The organism is Pseudomonas salmasensis, assembly GCF_014268375.2.
Lineage (GTDB): Bacteria > Pseudomonadota > Gammaproteobacteria > Pseudomonadales > Pseudomonadaceae > Aquipseudomonas > Aquipseudomonas salmasensis.
Map to the genome: position 1 here is coordinate 3,518,647 of NZ_CP077083.1, position 15,873 is coordinate 3,534,519.

Below are 15,873 nucleotides of genomic sequence, written 5' to 3' on the forward strand. Positions count from 1 at the left end.
TTAAGCTGCGCTCACTTTGTTGGAGTTCATGGAATGCTGACCCTGGGAAACATCTTCGTCTTGATGCTGCTGGCAACCGGCGCCGCCTGGGTCTGGCACAACCACGGCCTGCGTGAACGGGCGCTGGCGCGGGTCAAGCAGCATTGCGCCAAGCTCGATATCGAGCTTCTCGACGGTGCCGTGGCGCTCAAACGCATCGGTTTCGTGAAGGATGCCAATGGCCGCCGACGCTTGGCGCGTATCTATAATTTCGAGTTCACGGTGACCGGCGAAACCCGGCATGCCGGGGTCATCACCCAGTTTGGCGCCCACAGCGCGCAGATCGAACTGGCACCCTACCCGTTCGAAACCAAGGAGCCGCTGCCCAGCGCCGAGATCATCGAATTGAGCCAGTGGCGCCAGGACCACGCCAGCAAGAAACATCAATAACGGCAGGCCGCCAAGGCGCTCTGCAAGGCAGCCACGTCCTGTGGTTCGCTGAAGATCAATTCAACACGCGAATCGCGCCGCCAAGCGCTGGGTTGCCAGTGCAGTTGAGTGTTATCCACAGCGTTGGCGGACACCCAACCCTCGACGCTGTGGATAACCAATTTGGCACGGCGCCAGTCGAGACTCGAGAGCCACTGATGCAGACGGCTGACATCGAATCGCTGGCTGGGGTGCCAGCGCCAGCCAATGCTCCAGCCGCCCTCCTGGCTCTGGCTCAAACAGATCGGCAGCCCAGGGTCGCTCCAGATCGCCGGCATTTGCCCCACTGCTTCAGGCACCGCGAAGTTATCCACAGCGCTTTGGGCCTGTGCTTTCAAACCGGGCAACAGGTTGAGTGGCAATTGCGCCTGGCGTGTCCAATGGAGCGGGCAATCGGGTAATTGCGCTTCAATCGCCTGACGTTGCGCGGACGTCAGCGTCTCGTCCTTGTTCAGCACCAGCAGGCCGGCACCGGCCAACGCCTCCTGTTGTGCCTGGGGCAACGGCCTGCCCGCCGCCAACGCCTGGGCATCGAGTACCAGCACACAAGGCTGCACGGCCAGCACGTTTTGCCATGGCGCCTGCCGCAGTTGCTTGAGCAGTTGCGCCGGATGGCCCATGCCTGAGGGCTCGATAAACAACCGATCCGGCTTGGCCTTACGCAACAAGCGGCCCAGCCCTACCTGGAACGGTGCACCGTTCACACAACACAGACAGCCGCCCGCCACCTCGCCCAGGGCGATACCGTCATCGTCTTGGGTAAGTAGGGCAGCGTCCAGGCCGATCTGGCCGAATTCGTTGATCAGCACCGCCCAGCGCTCGTTGGCCGGGCGCTGGGCAAGCAGGTGCTTGATCAGGCTGGTCTTGCCGGCGCCCAAGGGCCCGGCAATCACATGGGTAGGAATGTTCTGCAGCATAAGAGGCATGGTTCAGGCCGTGTAGAGCGTTTGATCCTACGCGGTTATGCCAGCCAATCCAGCGTCAGGATCAACCGTCGTTCATCGGCCTTGAGTGTTGGGGAACGGTGGATCAAGCCATGCCCTTCGTTGCCGTGCCATTTGGTGCCTTTGAGCAGCGCCACTTCACCGCAGTGGATCTGCTCGATGCGCTCAGTGGGCTCGGCATCCGGCTGGCTCAATGTGCGCCGGTCCATGACGCCTTCACGCAACCATTGGCTGCCGATACCGGCGTAGGTGGTGATCAGCCGAACCGGCACGTGATCGACGTGAAAACGCGGGCACATGGCCTTGTCCAATAGCCGTAAACGCACGCCGATGCGCTTGGCGCCCAGCAGGCAGGCGAATGCACTGACCAGCCACGACACATCGGCGATAAACCCATCGTAGCCTTCAAGATCGCGACAGCTGGTCGCCAAACCCTGCAAGTTCGGCACGGCGTCTTCGCTAACCAACTCGACCACCAAGGACTCGGCCAACGGTTCATTGAGCGCCACCAGCAAAGCGCCAAACTCAGCGATATGCAGGGGCAGTTGGCGCTGCCAGATTGCCAGGTTGACGCCGTCATTGAGGATATCGGACAGCGCCAGCGGCGTTTCCCCATGTGTCTGGCGGATGACGGGGCGCAGGGGAATGACCGGGGCCAGCATCAGGCGACCTGCTCGTACCAAGGGCCAAAGGGGTCGGGCAACTGAAGCCAACCTTCGACCCCCAGAGCCATTTCTTCATCGTTGAGCAAGCAGGCGTCCAACTCGGCACGCATCTGGGCAAAGTCGATGTTTTGCCCGATAAACACCAGCTCCTGACGGCAGTCGCCGGTGCTCAATTGCCAGTTGGCCATGATCGCCGCCACGCTTTCTTCGTCCTGCGGCCACTGGCTTTTCGGCACAAAGCGCCACCAACGCCCGGCAAACCCATGGCGCATCAACCCGCCCGCCTGGGACCAACTGCCCGCATCCTGATGTTTGCTGGCCAACCAGAAGAAACCCTTGGAGCGCAACAGCTTGCCGTTGACCCAGGGGCGGTCGATAAAGTCGAAAAACCGCTGTGGATGGAAGGGCCGGCGCGCACGGTAAGCGGTGGACGCGATGCCATATTCTTCGGTTTCCGGCACATGCTCACCGCGCAACTCCTGCAACCAGCCGGGTGCCTGGGCGGCGCGTTCGAAGTCGAAACGGCCAGTATTGAGGATCTTGTTCAGCGGCACTTCGCCCATGACCATCGGGATGATTTCCGCCTGGGCGTTGAGGCGCTCGAGGATGGCCATCAGTTCTTCGCGTTCGCGGCTGCTGATCAGGTCGATCTTGCTGATCAGGATGACGTCGGCGAATTCGATCTGTTCGATCAACAAGTCGGTGATGGAGCGTTCATCTTCTTCACCGAGAGTTTCGCCCCGTGAAGCCAGGCTTTCGGCAGCCTGGTAGTCGAGCAGGAAATTCATGCCGTCGACCACGGTGACCATGGTGTCCAGGCGTGCAATGTCGGCTAGGCTTTGCTCGTTTTCATCGCGAAAAGTGAAGGTTTCGGCCACGGGCAAAGGTTCGGAAATACCGGTGGATTCGATCAGCAGGTAATCGAAACGACCCTCCTTGGCGAGTTTTCCTACCTCTTCAAGCAAATCTTCGCGCAAGGTGCAGCAGATGCAGCCGTTGCTCATCTCCACCAGTTTTTCTTCCGCGCGATTGAGCGTGACATCACGCTGCACCTCGCTGCCGTCGATGTTGATTTCGCTCATGTCGTTGACGATCACCGCCACCCGCAGGTTGTCGCGGTTGCGTAGGACATAGTTGAGCAGCGTACTTTTACCGGCGCCGAGAAAGCCGGACAACACGGTCACAGGGAGACGATTGGGCATCAGGTGTTCCTCATCAGGGTTGGCCGGTCAAACTGCCCGTTTATGGCGTTCGCGCAGCTCTTCACGTTCTTTGGCTTCGATACACAAGGTGGCGGTGGGACGCAGCAGCAGGCGTGGCAGGCCGATGGGTTCGCCGGTTTCACGGCACCAGCCGTATTCGCCACGGGCCAGCAATTCCAGGGCGTCGTCGATCTTGTCCAACAGCTTCTTTTCACGCTCCAGCAGGCGCAGTTGCCATTGGCGTTGCTCTTCGGCACTGCCGATATCCGCCAGGTCGCTGTTGGTTTCCTGCTCGCGCAGCGCCTGGAACTGCGCGTCGATACGGGCTTGCAGGTCATCGCGCTGAGCCAGCAACAGTTCGCGGAAAAAACGCTGCTGGGCCTCGTTCATGTAGTCGGCCGCTGGTTGGGCCAACAAATCTTGTTCGGTCATGGGAAACGGTTCGCGGGTCGGGCTGTGCTTTTATGTTATAGTATAACAATACAAATAAGCCAATCCCTCTTGCTCGCCGCGACGAAGGGCGCAATGCTGAGTCACCTGCCTATGTTGAGAACCTCGATGAAGTACCTGCTGTGTGCGCTGCTATTGGCAGTCGCCGGGCCTGCCTGCGCCCAGGCATCCAGCCTGTTGGCCAACTGCACACGCAGCGCCAACCTGCTGGCGTGTGTGGACCCGTTGGGCAATGCCTATAGCGTGGCGACCGTCGGCAGCACCACCTACCTGCGCGGTTTCGAAGTGATCGGCAAACGCTATTGGGCGCAGACCAACAGCCGGTATGGGCAACTGACGTTTTTTACCGGGTTGGCATCGGATGGCGAGGCGTGGGTCGGCTACACGCGGCGCGTGGGCTGGACCACCATCAACCGGTTTTCCAGCTCAGGGGGCGCCAGCGCCAAGTTCACTTGCAGCCGAATGACCGGCTGTTAGACCTGGCTGTTTTTCTGCGCCTGCACCCAGGCCATGTAGCTGTTCATGGGTGGGTTCTTCTGGAAGTAACGCTTGAGTCCTTCGAAAAGGCCATCCGCCACCGCCTGTTGATGGCGCGCCGTCACCAGCCGCTGGGCATCCCGAGGGTTGGAAATGAAACCCGTCTCCACCAGGATTGAAGGCACGTCCGGTGACTTGAGCACGGCGAACCCCGCCTGCTCCACACGTTTCTGATGCAAGCTGGTGATGTTTTGCAGGCTGCCCAATACCGAGCTGCCCAGTTGCAGGCTGGAGGCAATGGTCGCATTCATCGACATGTCGAGAATCACCCCGGCCAGCATCGGGTCCTTGTCCTTCAGATTGAGCAAGGTGGTGGCGCCCAGCAAGTCGGCGCCATTTTCGCGCTGGGCCATGAAACGCGCTGTGGCCGAGGTGGCGCCCCCTTCAGACAACGCATACACCGAGGCGCCTGACGCGGTCAGCCGTGGTGCGGCGTCGGCATGCACCGAGATAAACATATCGGCCTTGTGCTGACGGGCGATGTCCACACGCTTGCGCAGCGGCACGAAGAAGTCGTCGTTGCGCACCAGTTTTACGTCAAACCCCTTTTCGCGCTTCAGGCGTTTAGCCAGCAACTGGGCGATCGACAGCACCACATCTTTTTCGCGCTGGCCCTTGGAACCGATGGCGCCGGGGTCTTTGCCGCCATGGCCGGGGTCGACCACCACGATGATGTCGCGCTTGGGATGCGCCTTGTCTACCGGCGCCACCAAGGGTGCTGGCTCAGCGGCGATTTGACGGGGCGCACGGGTCGCGTTGGTCAAATCCAACACCAGGCGATGGCCTTGGCCATCCTGGGGCGGCAGCACGAAGCTGTTGAGCTGCATGGGCTCGACCAGGTCCAGCACGATGCGCGTATCGCTCTTGCCGAAATGCCCGGAACGGATCGAGATAATCCCACTGTTCTTCAACGCCAATTGGGAAAAGTCGCCGCTGAGACCGGCGCCACTCAAGTCGATGATCAAGCGGTCTGGTGAGGTCAGGGAAAAGGTCTTGTATTGCACCGGGCCGCTGAGGTCGAACACCAGGCGCAGCTTGTCGTTTGAGCGCCACAGGCGTGCATTGCGAATCTGCGTGGCGTAAGCCCCCAAAGGCAAGGCAAACAAGGGGCTGACCAGCAGCAGGTTGAGGAGCTGACGTCGGTGCATGGCATATACCGCAGATAAAGGAGTGTCCCTACTCGATATGACTGAACAAAGGCTGGAGCAGAAAATTCATCGTAGCTCGTATTGTTATACTATAACATGTCGAATTATTTCCAACGATGGACCTGCTTATGAATGCGCTGACTCTGCCGGACATTGCCGCGCAGGCTTCACGCCAAGCCTTGCCACTCGACTGGGTGGGTATGTGCGGCATCGCCTTGCCGATCCTGATTGACGGTCAACACCTGGCCGCCACCGCTGACACGGGCGTAAGCCTGGACGACGGCTCGGCCCGTGGCATTCATATGTCACGCCTGTACCTGGCTCTGGAAATGCTCGATCAACAGCCGCTGACACCTGCACTGCTGCGTAATGTACTGCAGCGTTTTCTCGACACACATGAAGGTTTATCTAAGAACGCCTACCTGCGTATCCACACCCAGTTACTGCTTAAACGCCCTGCACTGGTCAGCCCGCTAGCCGGCTGGAAGAGCTACCCGGTGAGCATCGAAGCACGTCTGGAAAACCAGATGTTCCACGTGGAACTAAAAATTGACGTTACTTATTCCTCAACCTGCCCTTGCTCCGCCGCACTCGCCAGGCAGTTGATTCAGCAGCAATTTGTCGATGATTTCGCCAACACGCCGTTGCAGCACGAAGCGCTGCTGGCCTGGCTCGGCAGTGCCAACGGCATCGTCGCCACACCCCATAGCCAACGCAGCAGCGCGCAGTTGCACGTTCAGTTGCAAGGTACTGACCTGCCGATAATCGACTTGATCAACGCTGCCGAAGCCGCGCTCGGTACCGCCGTACAAACCGCGGTGAAACGCGCAGACGAACAGGCCTTCGCCCTGGCCAACGGGCAGAACCTGATGTTCTGCGAAGACGCCGCTCGCCGCCTGAACCTCGCCTTGAAACGCTCGGATGCCATCAAAGCCTTCCACCTCAAAGTGATCCACGCCGAAAGCCTGCACGCGCACGATGCCGTGGCTGAAAGCCGCTGGACGAGAGCTTCTGCATGATCACCTGCAACGCGTTGCGCTGGGGTGCCCCTGGGCAGCCCCTCACGCCGGCACTGAATTTGACCCTGGAAAAGGGCAGCCTCACCAGCATCATCGGCGCCAACGGCACAGGCAAGAGCAGCCTGCTCAAAGTCATCGCCGGCCTGCAAAAGCCTTTGGCGGGTAAAGTCATCGTGGATGTTCCACGCCGTGGCGGCCTGGCCTTCTTGCCCCAGCAGCAACACTTGGACCGCCAGTTTCCTATCAGCCTGCAAGAACTGGTGGCTGCAGGTTTTTGGGGCACCCAACACACCGCGCAACAACGCAGCCAACGCCTGCAAGCGGTACTGGAAGACTGGTGCCTGACTGGCTTGGAACACCGACCGTTGATGGCATTGTCCGGCGGCGAATTGCAGCGCGCCCTGCTGGCACGCATGAGCCTGGCCGACGCGCCCGTTCTGCTACTCGACGAACCTCATGCAGCCCTCGACGAGGACGGCCAGGCGCTGTGCTGGAAACACATCCATGCCTGGCACAGCGAAGGCCGCACCCTGGTGATCGTCTGCCATGACCTGGCCTCCGTGCGTCACCACACCCAGCACGTACTGCAGATCAAAAACACCGGCTGCGTGTTCGGCCCCAGCAAAGAGCTGATCCGCCCGCAACCGCAGATGCAGGTGGCCTGAATGCACTTCACTGCGCACTTGTGGCTGCCGTTTCATGAGTTCGTTTTTATGCGCCGCGCACTCATCGGCGGCTTGGTGCTGGCCTGCAGCACCGCGCCGCTGGGGGTGTTTCTGATCCTGCGGCGCATGAGCCTGATCGGTGACGCGGTGGCCCACGGCATCCTGCCCGGCGCCGCCCTGGGCTTCTGGTTCGCTGGGTTGAGCCTGCCCGCGCTGACCCTCGGCGGCCTGGGTGCAGGCCTGAGCATGGCCGGCCTGGCCGCGTGGATCACCCGCCGCACCGGGCTGCGCGAAGACGCCAGCCTCGCCGCTATCTACCCCATCTCTTTGGCCGCCGGGGTGCTGATCCTGGGCCTTGCCGGCAAGCGTCTGGACCTGCTGCACCTGCTGTTCGGCTCCGCCCTGGCCGTGGATCAAACCACCCTGACCGGCATGCTCTGGGTCTCGGGTTTCAGCCTGATCGCCATGGCGCTGATCTACAAACCCCTGCTGCTGGACACCCTCGACCCGCTGTTCCTGCAAACCGTCAGCCGCCTCGGCCCCCTCGCCCATGGCGTGTTCCTGACCCTGGTGGTGCTGAACTTGGTGATCGGTTTCCAGGCCATCGGTGCGTTGATGGTGGTCGGCTTGATGATGTTGCCGGCCATCGCCTCACGCTTCTGGAGCCGTCGCCTGCCGGTGCTGATCGCGGTATCGGCGCTGCTGGGATGCCTGTCGGTGTGGTTGGGCCTGCTGCTGTCGTTCTACTACTCACTGCCCAGCGGCCCGGCGATCGTGCTGGTGGCGGGCGCTGGGTATTTGTTGTCCGTGGTGTTCGGTCCGGTGCACGGTTTGTTGCGCCGCCCGCCTTTGCTCACATCCCAATGAGGTGTTTCCCCATGCGCGCTCTACTCGTGCTGTTCAGTCTGCTGCTGCCGCTGTCGATGGCTCACGCGGCCGACAAACTCCAAGTGGTCACCAGCTTCAGTATTCTCGATGACATCACCCACCAGATCGGTGGCGAGCATATCCAGATCAGCAACATGGTCGGCCCGGACGCCGATGCCCATACCTATGAACCCACGCCGGACGACGCCAAGGCACTGCTCAAGGCCAAGGTGATCATCAAGAACGGCCTGGGTTTCGAGCCGTGGCTGGACCGCCTGGTTACCAGCACCGAAACCAAGGCAACGGTGGTCACCGCCAGCAAAGGCGTGATTTCCCACACCATGGACGAGGATGGCGAAACCATTCCCGACCCGCACGCCTGGCACAACCTGGCCAACGCCGAAATCTATGTGAGCAATATCACCAAAGCCCTGGTGGCCGCCGACCCCGCCAACAAGACCGCCTACCTGCGCAACAGCCAGGCCTACCTCAAACAAATCCATAGCCTGCTGGAAGAGGCCAAAGCCAAGTTCGGCGCCCTGCCACCGGGTAACCGCCGCATCGTCACGTCCCATGACGCTTTCGGCTACCTGGGCCAGGCCTATGGCATCCAGTTCCTCGCGCCCCAGGGTTTGTCCACCGAACGTGACCCTTCGGCCGCTGAAGTTGCCGCGCTGATCACCCAGATTCGCAAGGACAAGGTCAAAGCCGTGTTCATGGAAAACATCAAGGACTCGCGCCTGCTCAAGCAGATCGCTGACGAAAGCGGCGCACAGATCGGCGGCACGCTGTACTCAGACGCCCTCGCCGCAGAAGGCCCGGCCAGCACCTTTATCGGGCTGTTCGAATACAACCTCAACACCCTGTGCGCCGCACTGAGCCAGCCATGATCCGCAAAAATCCTTCGGGCGATCTGCCGGTGATTGCAGAGTCGGCCTACGTCGATAAAACCGCGATCATCTGCGGCAAAGTCATCATCGGCGAGAACGTGTTCGTCGGCCCCTACGCCGTGATTCGCGCCGACGAAGTCGATGCCAGCGGCGCCATGGACCCGATCACCATCGGCGCCAACTCCAACATCCAGGACGGCGTGGTCATCCACTCCAAATCCGGCGCGGCGGTGACCATCGGTGAATTCACCTCCATCGCCCACCGCTCCATCGTCCACGGCCCCTGCTCAGTGGGCGACCGCGTGTTTATTGGCTTCAACAGCGTGCTGTTCAATTGCGCCGTGGGCGATAGGTGTGTGGTGCGCCACAACTCGGTGGTCGACGGCCGCGACCTGCCCGCCGCCTTCTACGTGCCCTCTACGACACGTATCGGCCCCAACACCGATTTGTCGCAGTTCCCGCCGGTGAGTGTCAGCGCCTCGGAGTTTTCCGAAGACGTGGCACGCACCAATGTCGACTTGGTACGTGGCTACAAAGCCCTGCAAAACGAGTTCTGAACCATGAGCCGCCTACTGATCCGCAACGCCCGCCTGGTCAACGAAGGCCAGGTATTCGACGCCGACGTACTGATCGCCAATGGCCGTATCGAGAAGATTGCCACCAGCCTTCAAGGCGATAACGAACCAGTGGAAATCGATGCCAACGGCCAGTGGCTACTGCCAGGGATGATCGACGACCAAGTGCATTTTCGCGAACCCGGCGCGCCGGAAAAAGGCAGCTTCTACAGCGAGTCCCGCGCGGCGGTGGCCGGTGGCATCACCAGCTTCATGGACATGCCCAACACTCACCCGGCCACTCTGAGCCTGGAAGCCCTGGCCGATAAAAAGCGCCGCGCCGCACTGCACTCAGTGGCCAACTACGGCTTTCACTTTGGCGTGAGCAACGACAACCTCGACACCGTCGCGGCCCTCGACCCCCGTGAGGTGGCTGGGGTCAAGGTGTTCATGGGCGCCTCCACCGGCAATATGCTGGTGGACGACCCACGCATTCTGGAGCGCCTGTTTGCCGAGGTGCCAACCATTCTGCTCGCTCACTGCGAACACACGCCCAGCATCCTGGCCAACGAGCAACGCCTGCGCGAGCGCTTCGGCGAGCATATGCCCGCCGTCGCGCACGCGCTGATCCGCGATGCCGAGGCCTGTTATCGCTCGTCATCGTTTGCCGTGGAATTGGCCAAACGCCATGGCACCCGCCTGCATGTGTTGCACCTGACCAGCGCGCGCGAACTGGCGCTGTTCGAAGACAAGCCCCTGGCCGACAAGCACATCACCGCCGAGGTCTGCCTGCACCACCTGCTGTTCGATGACCGCGATTACCACCGCCTCGGCCACCAGATCAAATGCAACCCGGCGATCAAGACCCGCGCCGACCGCGACGCGCTACGCCTGGCGTTATTGAGTAATCGTCTGGATGTGATTGGCACCGACCATGCACCGCATACCTGGGCGCAAAAACTGTTGGGTTATCGGCAAGCGCCCTCGGGCTTGCCTCTGGTGCAGCATGCCCTGCCGGCGTTACTGGAGTTGGTAGCCGACGGGCATTTGCCCCTGACCACTCTGGTAGCCAAGACCAGCCACCGCGTGGCCGACCTGTTTGCCATTGCTGATCGCGGCTACGTGCGCGAGGGCTACTGGGCCGACCTGGTACTGATCAAACCGGAGCCTGCTGGCAAGCCGGTCAACAGCCAGCCCATTCTCGCCCGCTGCGGCTGGACACCCTTTGCAGAACGCAGCTTTCGCCACAGCGTGAGTACCACGTTGGTCAGCGGCCACCTGGCCTGGCACAACGGCCAGGTGGTCAACAGTTGCCAGGGCTTGCCCCTGCAGTTTGGGCGTTAAGCGCGGGGTTTGACGGTACCGCAATCGTTGCCCAGCCACTGGGCGTGGCTGTCCAGGCTACCCTTCTGCTGGATACCGGTGGCATTGAAGGTACCGTTGACGCTGGTGGTGAATTCTTTCTGGCTCTGGAACGTTGCCACACCGGTGCCCTGGGCTTTCGGGCAACTGAAGCGGAATTTCCACTGGTTGCCGCTCTTGTCGGTGACCTCCTGTTTGCAGCCCGATTGAGGGTCGGTCAGCGGGATCGAATCGGAGGCCACCTGAGCCGGGGTCAGGCACACCTGTACGCCTTTACCGGCCATGTTGATGCCTTGCTTTTCGAGCATGGCGCGCTGTTCAGGGGTCATCTGTTGCTTGAGTTGACCGAGGATCAGTGACAAGTCCGGCAGGTCCTGGTTATCGACTTTCATATTGCTGGTGGTCAATTCCCACAAGCCCGGCGCCAGCATCTGCGCCTGCGCCGCCACAGGCAGCGACAAACCAACAACCATGGCCAAACCAAGCAGACGAGCATTCATCGGGTAACTCCTGGGTAATTGTGGGCGTTAGACGTCGCAAAGCAGCCAGTGTTGCATGGCAAATAAAATAGCGACATTCACAGCCGTTCATGGTCTGTTACGCACTGGACTGCCTGGAGTTACGTCGTTCATGGATTTCTTTGGCCCGCACCTGCTCGCCTACGTCATTGCCACGCTGCACTTTCTGGGAACGCTCGCCGCGATCCACGCGGTACTGACCGTGCGCACCGCACAAGGCTCGATCGCCTGGGCGCTGTCACTGATGTTCATGCCCTACCTGACGCTGATCCCCTACCTGATTTTTGGCCGCAGCACCTTCGACGCGTACATCCAGGCCCGTCGCCAGGCTAACCAGGAAATGCACACGGCCATCACCGAGTTGAACTGGCGCCCGTGGGTGGAGGAAGCGCTCGCAGCGCGCAACTCCAGCGCCTATGCCTCCTTGCGCGCCATGCCCAAGCTGGGCCGTATGCCGTGCCTGGCCAACAATGAAGTGCGCCTGTTGATCAATGGCGATGCCACCTTCGGCGCGATCTTCGAGGCTATCCGTCACGCAAAGACCGCCGTGCTGTTTCAGTTTTTCATCATTCACGATGATGAACTGGGCCGCCAATTACAGGCCCTGTTGAAGGAAAAAGCCGCCCAGGGCGTGGCCATTTACGTGCTGTACGATCGCATCGGCAGTCACGCCCTGCCCCATCGTTATGTGCAAGCGCTGCGTGACGCTGGCGTGCAGGTCAAGGCGTTCGCCACCCGCAGTGGCTGGCTCAATCGCTTCCAGGTCAACTTCCGTAACCATCGCAAGATCGTGGTGGTGGACGGCATCACCGGGTTTGTCGGCGGGCATAACGTAGGCGATGAATACCTGGGTAAAAAACCGCCGCTGGCACCATGGCGCGATACCCATGTGCAGGTCACAGGCCCGGTGGTGGCGTGCCTGCAGGAGTCGTTTGCCGAGGACTGGTTCTGGGCCGCACGGGAACTGCCGCCGCTGATCCTGCCGGACGCCTACCCGGAAGACGGTGTGCTCTGCCAGTTGCTCGCCAGTGGCCCGGCAGACCCTTATGAAACCTGCTCGCTGTTTTTCGTCGAGGCCATCCACGCCGCGACCGAGCGGGTGTGGATCACCAGCCCGTACTTCGTCCCCGACGAGGCGGTATTTGCCGCCCTGCGCCTGGCGGTGTTGCGCGGAGTCGATGTGCGCCTGCTGCTGCCGTCACGGCCCGACCATCGCATCGTGTATGCCGCATCCAGCCTGTATGCCAACGAAGCGGTGCGAGCGGGCGTGCGGGTGTTTCGCTACACGCCGGGCTTTTTGCATCAGAAGGTGGTGTTGGTGGACAGCGAAATCAGCGCCATAGGCAGCGCCAACATGGACAACCGTTCGTTCCGGCTGAATTTTGAAGTGATGCTGCTGACGGTGGATGAAGCCTTCGCCAGCCAGGTTGAACAGATGCTGCTGGACGACTTCGCCCTGGCCCATGAAGTCAGCCAGGAAGAAAGCCGCGAGACCCGCCGCCTGCAGCAACTGGGCATGCGCATTGCGCGCCTGATTTCACCCATCCTCTAACCACCAACGCACAACCAATAATGTAGGAGCGAGCTTGCTCGCGAAAAACTCACAGGCGCCGCGTTCATTCAGCTAGTACGCGTTATCGTTGACGTTTTTCGCGAGCAAGCTCGCTCCTACGGTTTTGAGCGTGATCAGCGGTAGAGATCTTCCCGCGTCCACGGCAGTTCATGCCCGCCATCGGCATGGGGTTTGACTGCCAGTATCTGGTGCAGGTTGATCCAGCCTCGGGCAAACGCGTAAGCGCAACCGGCCAGGTACAGCCGCCAGATGCGTAGCGCCTGCTCCGGTACCATCTTCGCCGCTGCTTCCAGGTTGTCTTCCAGGCGTTCGCTCCAATGGTCCAATGTGCGGGCGTAATGCATACGCAGGCTTTCGACATCGACCACTTCCAGGCCTGCTTCACTGATCTGGGCGGTCATCATCGCCAGGTGCGGCAGTTCGCCGTTGGGGAACACGTAGCGCTCGATAAACTCGCCAGCACCACGGCCCACGGGGCGGCCGTCGGTGTGCTTGGCGGTGATGCCATGGTTCATCACCAGGCCGCCTTCACGCACCGCGCCGAACAGGGTGCGGCAGTATTGCGCCAGGTTGGCGTGGCCGACGTGCTCGAACATGCCCACGCTCACCACTTTGTCGAAACGGCCGTCCTGGGGCAGGTCGCGGTAGTCGAGTAATTGCAGGTCGACCTGGTCTTCCAGCCCTTCGGCTTTCACCCGCTCCTTGGCCAGCGCCAGTTGTTCTTTGCTCAAGGTGATGCCGAACACCTTGACCCCGAACTCCCGCGCGGCATAGCGCGCCAGCCCGCCCCAGCCACAGCCCACATCCAGCAGATACTCACCCGGCTGCAGCCGCAACTTGCGGCACAGGTGGCGGAATTTGTCCTGTTGAGCCTGGTCGATCGACTCGCTGCCGGTTTCGAAATAACCACAGGAATACGCCATGTCCTGGTCCAGCCATAGCTGGTAGAACTCGTTGGACAGGTCGTAATGGTAGGAAATGGAAGCGGCGTCGGTGGCCTTGTCGTGAATCGAGCGCACCGGACGACTCTCCTCGTCGTCATCGACCAAAGCGTGACTCAACTCGTCACATACCCTGATCACTTCGGTGATGGAGCCTTCCAGCTCCAGTTTGCCCTCAACGAAGGCTTCGCCCAGCGAGTCGAGCGTTGGATGGGTGAGTCTGGATACAACCGTGGGGTCCTTGACCACGATGGTGACACTGGGCTCAGGGCCCAAGTTGAATTCATGGCCGTCCCAGAGTCGAAGACGCAGCGGTAGCTGAAGATTCTGTAAGGCCGGTGGAAGTTGCGCGAGCATGAGTAATCCCCCCTTGTTTCAGACGTCTGCTGTGAGGGTAGACCATGCCAAACAAAGTAGGAAGCTATCGAATCAACAGCCCCCCTTCTATGGCGCTCGGCGCTCGAGCAAACCTTCCTGGACCCACTGTTTCAGCCAAGTGGCCGCTTGCAGCGACGCCCCCTCTGAATAAGTGACCGCCAGCTCAGTACACAGTTCTGAAAAATTCCAACCCGTGGTCACCATGCCCGCCAGCGCACAGGCTTCAGCGGCTTCCAGGCTGCGGTAGTGGCAGCGGTTCTCGTGGCGCCACACCAGGCAGATTTGTGCCGGGTCCAGCGTCTGGCTGCCTGGGAAGTCTGATTCATCCTTACTGGCCCGCCAGATCGCCACTGTGTTGAAACGGCAAAGCAGCTGCTGCACCGAAGGCGCCAGCGCAACCTGCAAGGTGGGCCAGTCTTCAGGCGCCAAATGCGCCATGTCATTCAAGGTCAGCGGCTCCCCTTCGGCGGCGTCAAACGCCAAGGTGAATGCCCACTCCAGGCGTGCCAACTCAGCCAAAGGCGCACTTTGCGCAGCCATCAGATGCTCAACGATAAACATCGCAAAGCGCTCGCCCAACCAGCGCACGCTGTAATGGGCCGACGGATAACGGCGGATGTAGGCCTCGGTCAGTGAGCAAAACTGCTCATCTCCCAGCCAATACCAGATGGCACCGAAATCATGGCGCAGTACCTCTTGCAGACGCGACAGGTAAGCGTTGTGGTAAATCGCAAGGCCGGTGTCCACATCCAATGTCGGCCCTCCCAGCAAGGTGGCGGCAAAGCCACTGTTGGCCGCGGGTGCTTCGGATAATAGATGTTGTTCAAACGCCAACTGCCAGTCGATCAGGCGCATAACGCTCTCCGGGCCAAGGCGCTGGCACCCAGTTCACGAGCTTTGTTCAACTCGGTGAGCAACTCTTCGAAGGGCGGAAAATGGTCATCGCGCTCCAGCAACGTCGACACCGGGCCCAAATGCTCCAAAGTTTGCTGATAAAGCGCCCAAACGGGGTCGCACACTGGATGGTCATGGGTATCGACCACATAGTCGCCATAGTCCATATGCCCCGCCAAATGCAGTTGGCGAATGCTTTCGGGTGGCAGGTTGCGAATGAAGGTCCAGGCATCAAAACCATGGTTACGTGCGCTGACGTAGACATTGTTAACGTCCAGCAGCAGCTGGCAGCCGCTCAGGTGGGCCAAGGCGTTGAGGAACTCCCATTCGGTGAACTCATCCGCCTTGGAACGCACATAGCTGGAGACGTTTTCCAGCACCAGCGGCCGTTGCAATACATCCTGTACCTGACGCACGCGGCCGGCCACGTGGTAGAGGCTTTCTTCGGTGTAAGGCAGGGGCAGCAAGTCATGCAACTGATGCGCGCTGCCGCGGCTCCAGCACAGATGATCGGAAACCCACGCCGGCTGAATGCGCTCTGCGAGCTGTTTGATGTGGTTCAGGTAATCGGTATCGAGGGCATGCGGCCCGCCGATGGACAACGACACACCGTGCATCACCAAAGGGTAACGCTCGGCTATCGCATCCAGGTAGTACAAGGCCTTGCCGCCCTGTACCAAGTAATTTTCGGAGATCACTTCGAACCAATCCACGGCCGGCGACTGTTCAAGGATCTGGTGGTAGTACTCACTGCGCAAACCCAGGCCGTAACCCAGACTTGGAAGGGACGCGGACATG

At 60.7% G+C, this 15,873-nt stretch carries 18 protein-coding genes; 9 read left to right on the forward strand and 9 right to left on the reverse strand.

The annotated features are described in order from the left end of the window. The first annotated feature begins 33 nt into the window (after positions 1–33). The gene (locus tag HU731_RS15830; protein WP_003195752.1) at positions 34–429 is read left to right on the forward strand and encodes a DUF3301 domain-containing protein; all 396 of its coding nucleotides are present in this window, start codon (positions 34–36) and stop codon (positions 427–429) included. Here HU731_RS15830 and HU731_RS15835 read toward each other — a convergent pair. Genes HU731_RS15835 through dksA form a run of 4 tightly spaced genes read right to left on the reverse strand, consistent with a single transcriptional unit; the run spans position 423 to position 3,711 of the window. Then, on the reverse strand, positions 423–1,385 hold the full coding sequence (locus HU731_RS15835) for a CobW family GTP-binding protein (protein WP_186607516.1): 963 nt from the start codon (positions 1,383–1,385) through the stop codon (positions 423–425). The genes HU731_RS15830 and HU731_RS15835 overlap by 7 nt on opposite strands. A 44-nt stretch (positions 1,386–1,429) precedes the next feature. Continuing rightward, positions 1,430–2,074, reverse strand: coding sequence for a DUF1826 domain-containing protein (locus HU731_RS15840; protein ID WP_186607508.1), 645 nt, complete (start codon positions 2,072–2,074; stop codon positions 1,430–1,432). Further along, a complete protein-coding gene (gene zigA, locus HU731_RS15845) occupies positions 2,074–3,279 on the reverse strand; it encodes a zinc metallochaperone GTPase ZigA (RefSeq protein ID WP_186607507.1) in 1,206 nt (401 codons plus the stop codon). Before zigA ends, HU731_RS15840 begins: the two co-directional genes overlap by 1 nt. Before the next feature lie 27 nt (positions 3,280–3,306). Next, a complete protein-coding gene (gene dksA / locus HU731_RS15850; protein ID WP_032894419.1) occupies positions 3,307–3,711 on the reverse strand; it encodes an RNA polymerase-binding protein DksA in 405 nt (134 codons plus the stop codon). Positions 3,712–3,837: 126 nt separating this feature from the next. Here dksA and HU731_RS15855 point away from each other — a divergent pair, with 126 nt between their 5' ends. After that, positions 3,838–4,206, forward strand: coding sequence for a glutamine synthetase (locus HU731_RS15855; protein ID WP_186607506.1), 369 nt, complete (start codon positions 3,838–3,840; stop codon positions 4,204–4,206). Here the strand turns inward: HU731_RS15855 and HU731_RS15860 are convergent. Beyond that, entirely contained in the window at positions 4,203–5,414 is a 1,212-nt protein-coding gene (locus tag HU731_RS15860; RefSeq protein WP_186607505.1) for an N-acetylmuramoyl-L-alanine amidase, read from the reverse strand. The genes HU731_RS15855 and HU731_RS15860 overlap by 4 nt on opposite strands. Before the next feature lie 128 nt (positions 5,415–5,542). Here HU731_RS15860 and folE2 point away from each other — a divergent pair, with 128 nt between their 5' ends. From folE2 to HU731_RS15890, 6 genes are read left to right on the forward strand one after another with little or no spacing between them, the layout of a single operon-like run. Then, positions 5,543–6,433, forward strand: a complete 891-nt coding sequence (folE2, locus tag HU731_RS15865) for a GTP cyclohydrolase FolE2 (RefSeq protein ID WP_186607504.1) — start codon at positions 5,543–5,545, stop codon at positions 6,431–6,433. After that, positions 6,430–7,098, forward strand: a complete 669-nt coding sequence (locus tag HU731_RS15870) for a metal ABC transporter ATP-binding protein (protein ID WP_186607503.1) — start codon at positions 6,430–6,432, stop codon at positions 7,096–7,098. The genes folE2 and HU731_RS15870 overlap by 4 nt, the downstream gene beginning before the upstream one ends. After that, entirely contained in the window at positions 7,099–7,965 is an 867-nt protein-coding gene (locus tag HU731_RS15875; RefSeq protein ID WP_003195772.1) for a metal ABC transporter permease, read from the forward strand. An 11-nt stretch (positions 7,966–7,976) separates the two neighbouring features. Beyond that, positions 7,977–8,855, forward strand: coding sequence for a metal ABC transporter substrate-binding protein (locus HU731_RS15880; RefSeq protein ID WP_186607502.1), 879 nt, complete (start codon positions 7,977–7,979; stop codon positions 8,853–8,855). Next, the gene (locus HU731_RS15885; RefSeq protein ID WP_186607501.1) at positions 8,852–9,412 is read left to right on the forward strand and encodes a gamma carbonic anhydrase family protein; all 561 of its coding nucleotides are present in this window, start codon (positions 8,852–8,854) and stop codon (positions 9,410–9,412) included. The genes HU731_RS15880 and HU731_RS15885 overlap by 4 nt, the downstream gene beginning before the upstream one ends. 3 nt (positions 9,413–9,415) lie before the next feature. Next, entirely contained in the window at positions 9,416–10,753 is a 1,338-nt protein-coding gene (locus HU731_RS15890; protein ID WP_186607500.1) for a dihydroorotase, read from the forward strand. Here HU731_RS15890 and HU731_RS15895 read toward each other — a convergent pair. Next, positions 10,750–11,271, reverse strand: a complete 522-nt coding sequence (locus tag HU731_RS15895) for a DUF3617 domain-containing protein (RefSeq protein ID WP_003195781.1) — start codon at positions 11,269–11,271, stop codon at positions 10,750–10,752. The genes HU731_RS15890 and HU731_RS15895 overlap by 4 nt on opposite strands. Positions 11,272–11,401: 130 nt before the next feature. On the opposite strand from HU731_RS15895, the gene cls reads away from it, so the two are divergent. Beyond that, complete coding sequence (gene cls / locus HU731_RS15900) at positions 11,402–12,841, forward strand: cardiolipin synthase (protein ID WP_186607499.1); 1,440 nt, start codon at positions 11,402–11,404, stop codon at positions 12,839–12,841. A gap of 134 nt (positions 12,842–12,975) precedes the next feature. On the opposite strand, the gene cfaB is transcribed toward cls, so the two are convergent. From cfaB to bufB, 3 genes are all read right to left on the reverse strand, one after another. Continuing rightward, on the reverse strand, positions 12,976–14,160 hold the full coding sequence (gene cfaB, locus HU731_RS15905) for a C17 cyclopropane fatty acid synthase CfaB (protein ID WP_186607498.1): 1,185 nt from the start codon (positions 14,158–14,160) through the stop codon (positions 12,976–12,978). 87 nt (positions 14,161–14,247) lie between these two features. Further along, positions 14,248–15,036, reverse strand: coding sequence for an HvfC/BufC N-terminal domain-containing protein (locus tag HU731_RS15910; protein ID WP_186607497.1), 789 nt, complete (start codon positions 15,034–15,036; stop codon positions 14,248–14,250). Then, positions 15,027–15,872, reverse strand: a complete 846-nt coding sequence (gene bufB, locus HU731_RS15915) for an MNIO family bufferin maturase (protein ID WP_186607496.1) — start codon at positions 15,870–15,872, stop codon at positions 15,027–15,029. Before bufB ends, HU731_RS15910 begins: the two co-directional genes overlap by 10 nt. Between the last annotated feature and the right edge of the window lies 1 nt (position 15,873).

What these genes read in the sequence shown, in the direction of transcription:
- HU731_RS15830 (WP_003195752.1), top strand. Translation starts at nt 34, where the DNA reads ATGCTGACCCTGGGAAACATCTTCGTCTTGATGCTGCTGGCAACCGGC.
- HU731_RS15835 (WP_186607516.1), bottom strand. Translation starts at nt 1,385, where the DNA reads ATGCTGCAGAACATTCCTACCCATGTGATTGCCGGGCCCTTGGGCGCC.
- HU731_RS15840 (WP_186607508.1), bottom strand. Translation starts at nt 2,074, where the DNA reads ATGCTGGCCCCGGTCATTCCCCTGCGCCCCGTCATCCGCCAGACACAT.
- zigA (WP_186607507.1), bottom strand. Translation starts at nt 3,279, where the DNA reads ATGCCCAATCGTCTCCCTGTGACCGTGTTGTCCGGCTTTCTCGGCGCC.
- dksA (WP_032894419.1), bottom strand. Translation starts at nt 3,711, where the DNA reads ATGACCGAACAAGATTTGTTGGCCCAACCAGCGGCCGACTACATGAAC.
- HU731_RS15855 (WP_186607506.1), top strand. Translation starts at nt 3,838, where the DNA reads ATGAAGTACCTGCTGTGTGCGCTGCTATTGGCAGTCGCCGGGCCTGCC.
- HU731_RS15860 (WP_186607505.1), bottom strand. Translation starts at nt 5,414, where the DNA reads ATGCACCGACGTCAGCTCCTCAACCTGCTGCTGGTCAGCCCCTTGTTT.
- folE2 (WP_186607504.1), top strand. Translation starts at nt 5,543, where the DNA reads ATGAATGCGCTGACTCTGCCGGACATTGCCGCGCAGGCTTCACGCCAA.
- HU731_RS15870 (WP_186607503.1), top strand. Translation starts at nt 6,430, where the DNA reads ATGATCACCTGCAACGCGTTGCGCTGGGGTGCCCCTGGGCAGCCCCTC.
- HU731_RS15875 (WP_003195772.1), top strand. Translation starts at nt 7,099, where the DNA reads ATGCACTTCACTGCGCACTTGTGGCTGCCGTTTCATGAGTTCGTTTTT.
- HU731_RS15880 (WP_186607502.1), top strand. Translation starts at nt 7,977, where the DNA reads ATGCGCGCTCTACTCGTGCTGTTCAGTCTGCTGCTGCCGCTGTCGATG.
- HU731_RS15885 (WP_186607501.1), top strand. Translation starts at nt 8,852, where the DNA reads ATGATCCGCAAAAATCCTTCGGGCGATCTGCCGGTGATTGCAGAGTCG.
- HU731_RS15890 (WP_186607500.1), top strand. Translation starts at nt 9,416, where the DNA reads ATGAGCCGCCTACTGATCCGCAACGCCCGCCTGGTCAACGAAGGCCAG.
- HU731_RS15895 (WP_003195781.1), bottom strand. Translation starts at nt 11,271, where the DNA reads ATGAATGCTCGTCTGCTTGGTTTGGCCATGGTTGTTGGTTTGTCGCTG.
- cls (WP_186607499.1), top strand. Translation starts at nt 11,402, where the DNA reads ATGGATTTCTTTGGCCCGCACCTGCTCGCCTACGTCATTGCCACGCTG.
- cfaB (WP_186607498.1), bottom strand. Translation starts at nt 14,160, where the DNA reads ATGCTCGCGCAACTTCCACCGGCCTTACAGAATCTTCAGCTACCGCTG.
- HU731_RS15910 (WP_186607497.1), bottom strand. Translation starts at nt 15,036, where the DNA reads ATGCGCCTGATCGACTGGCAGTTGGCGTTTGAACAACATCTATTATCC.
- bufB (WP_186607496.1), bottom strand. Translation starts at nt 15,872, where the DNA reads ATGTCCGCGTCCCTTCCAAGTCTGGGTTACGGCCTGGGTTTGCGCAGT.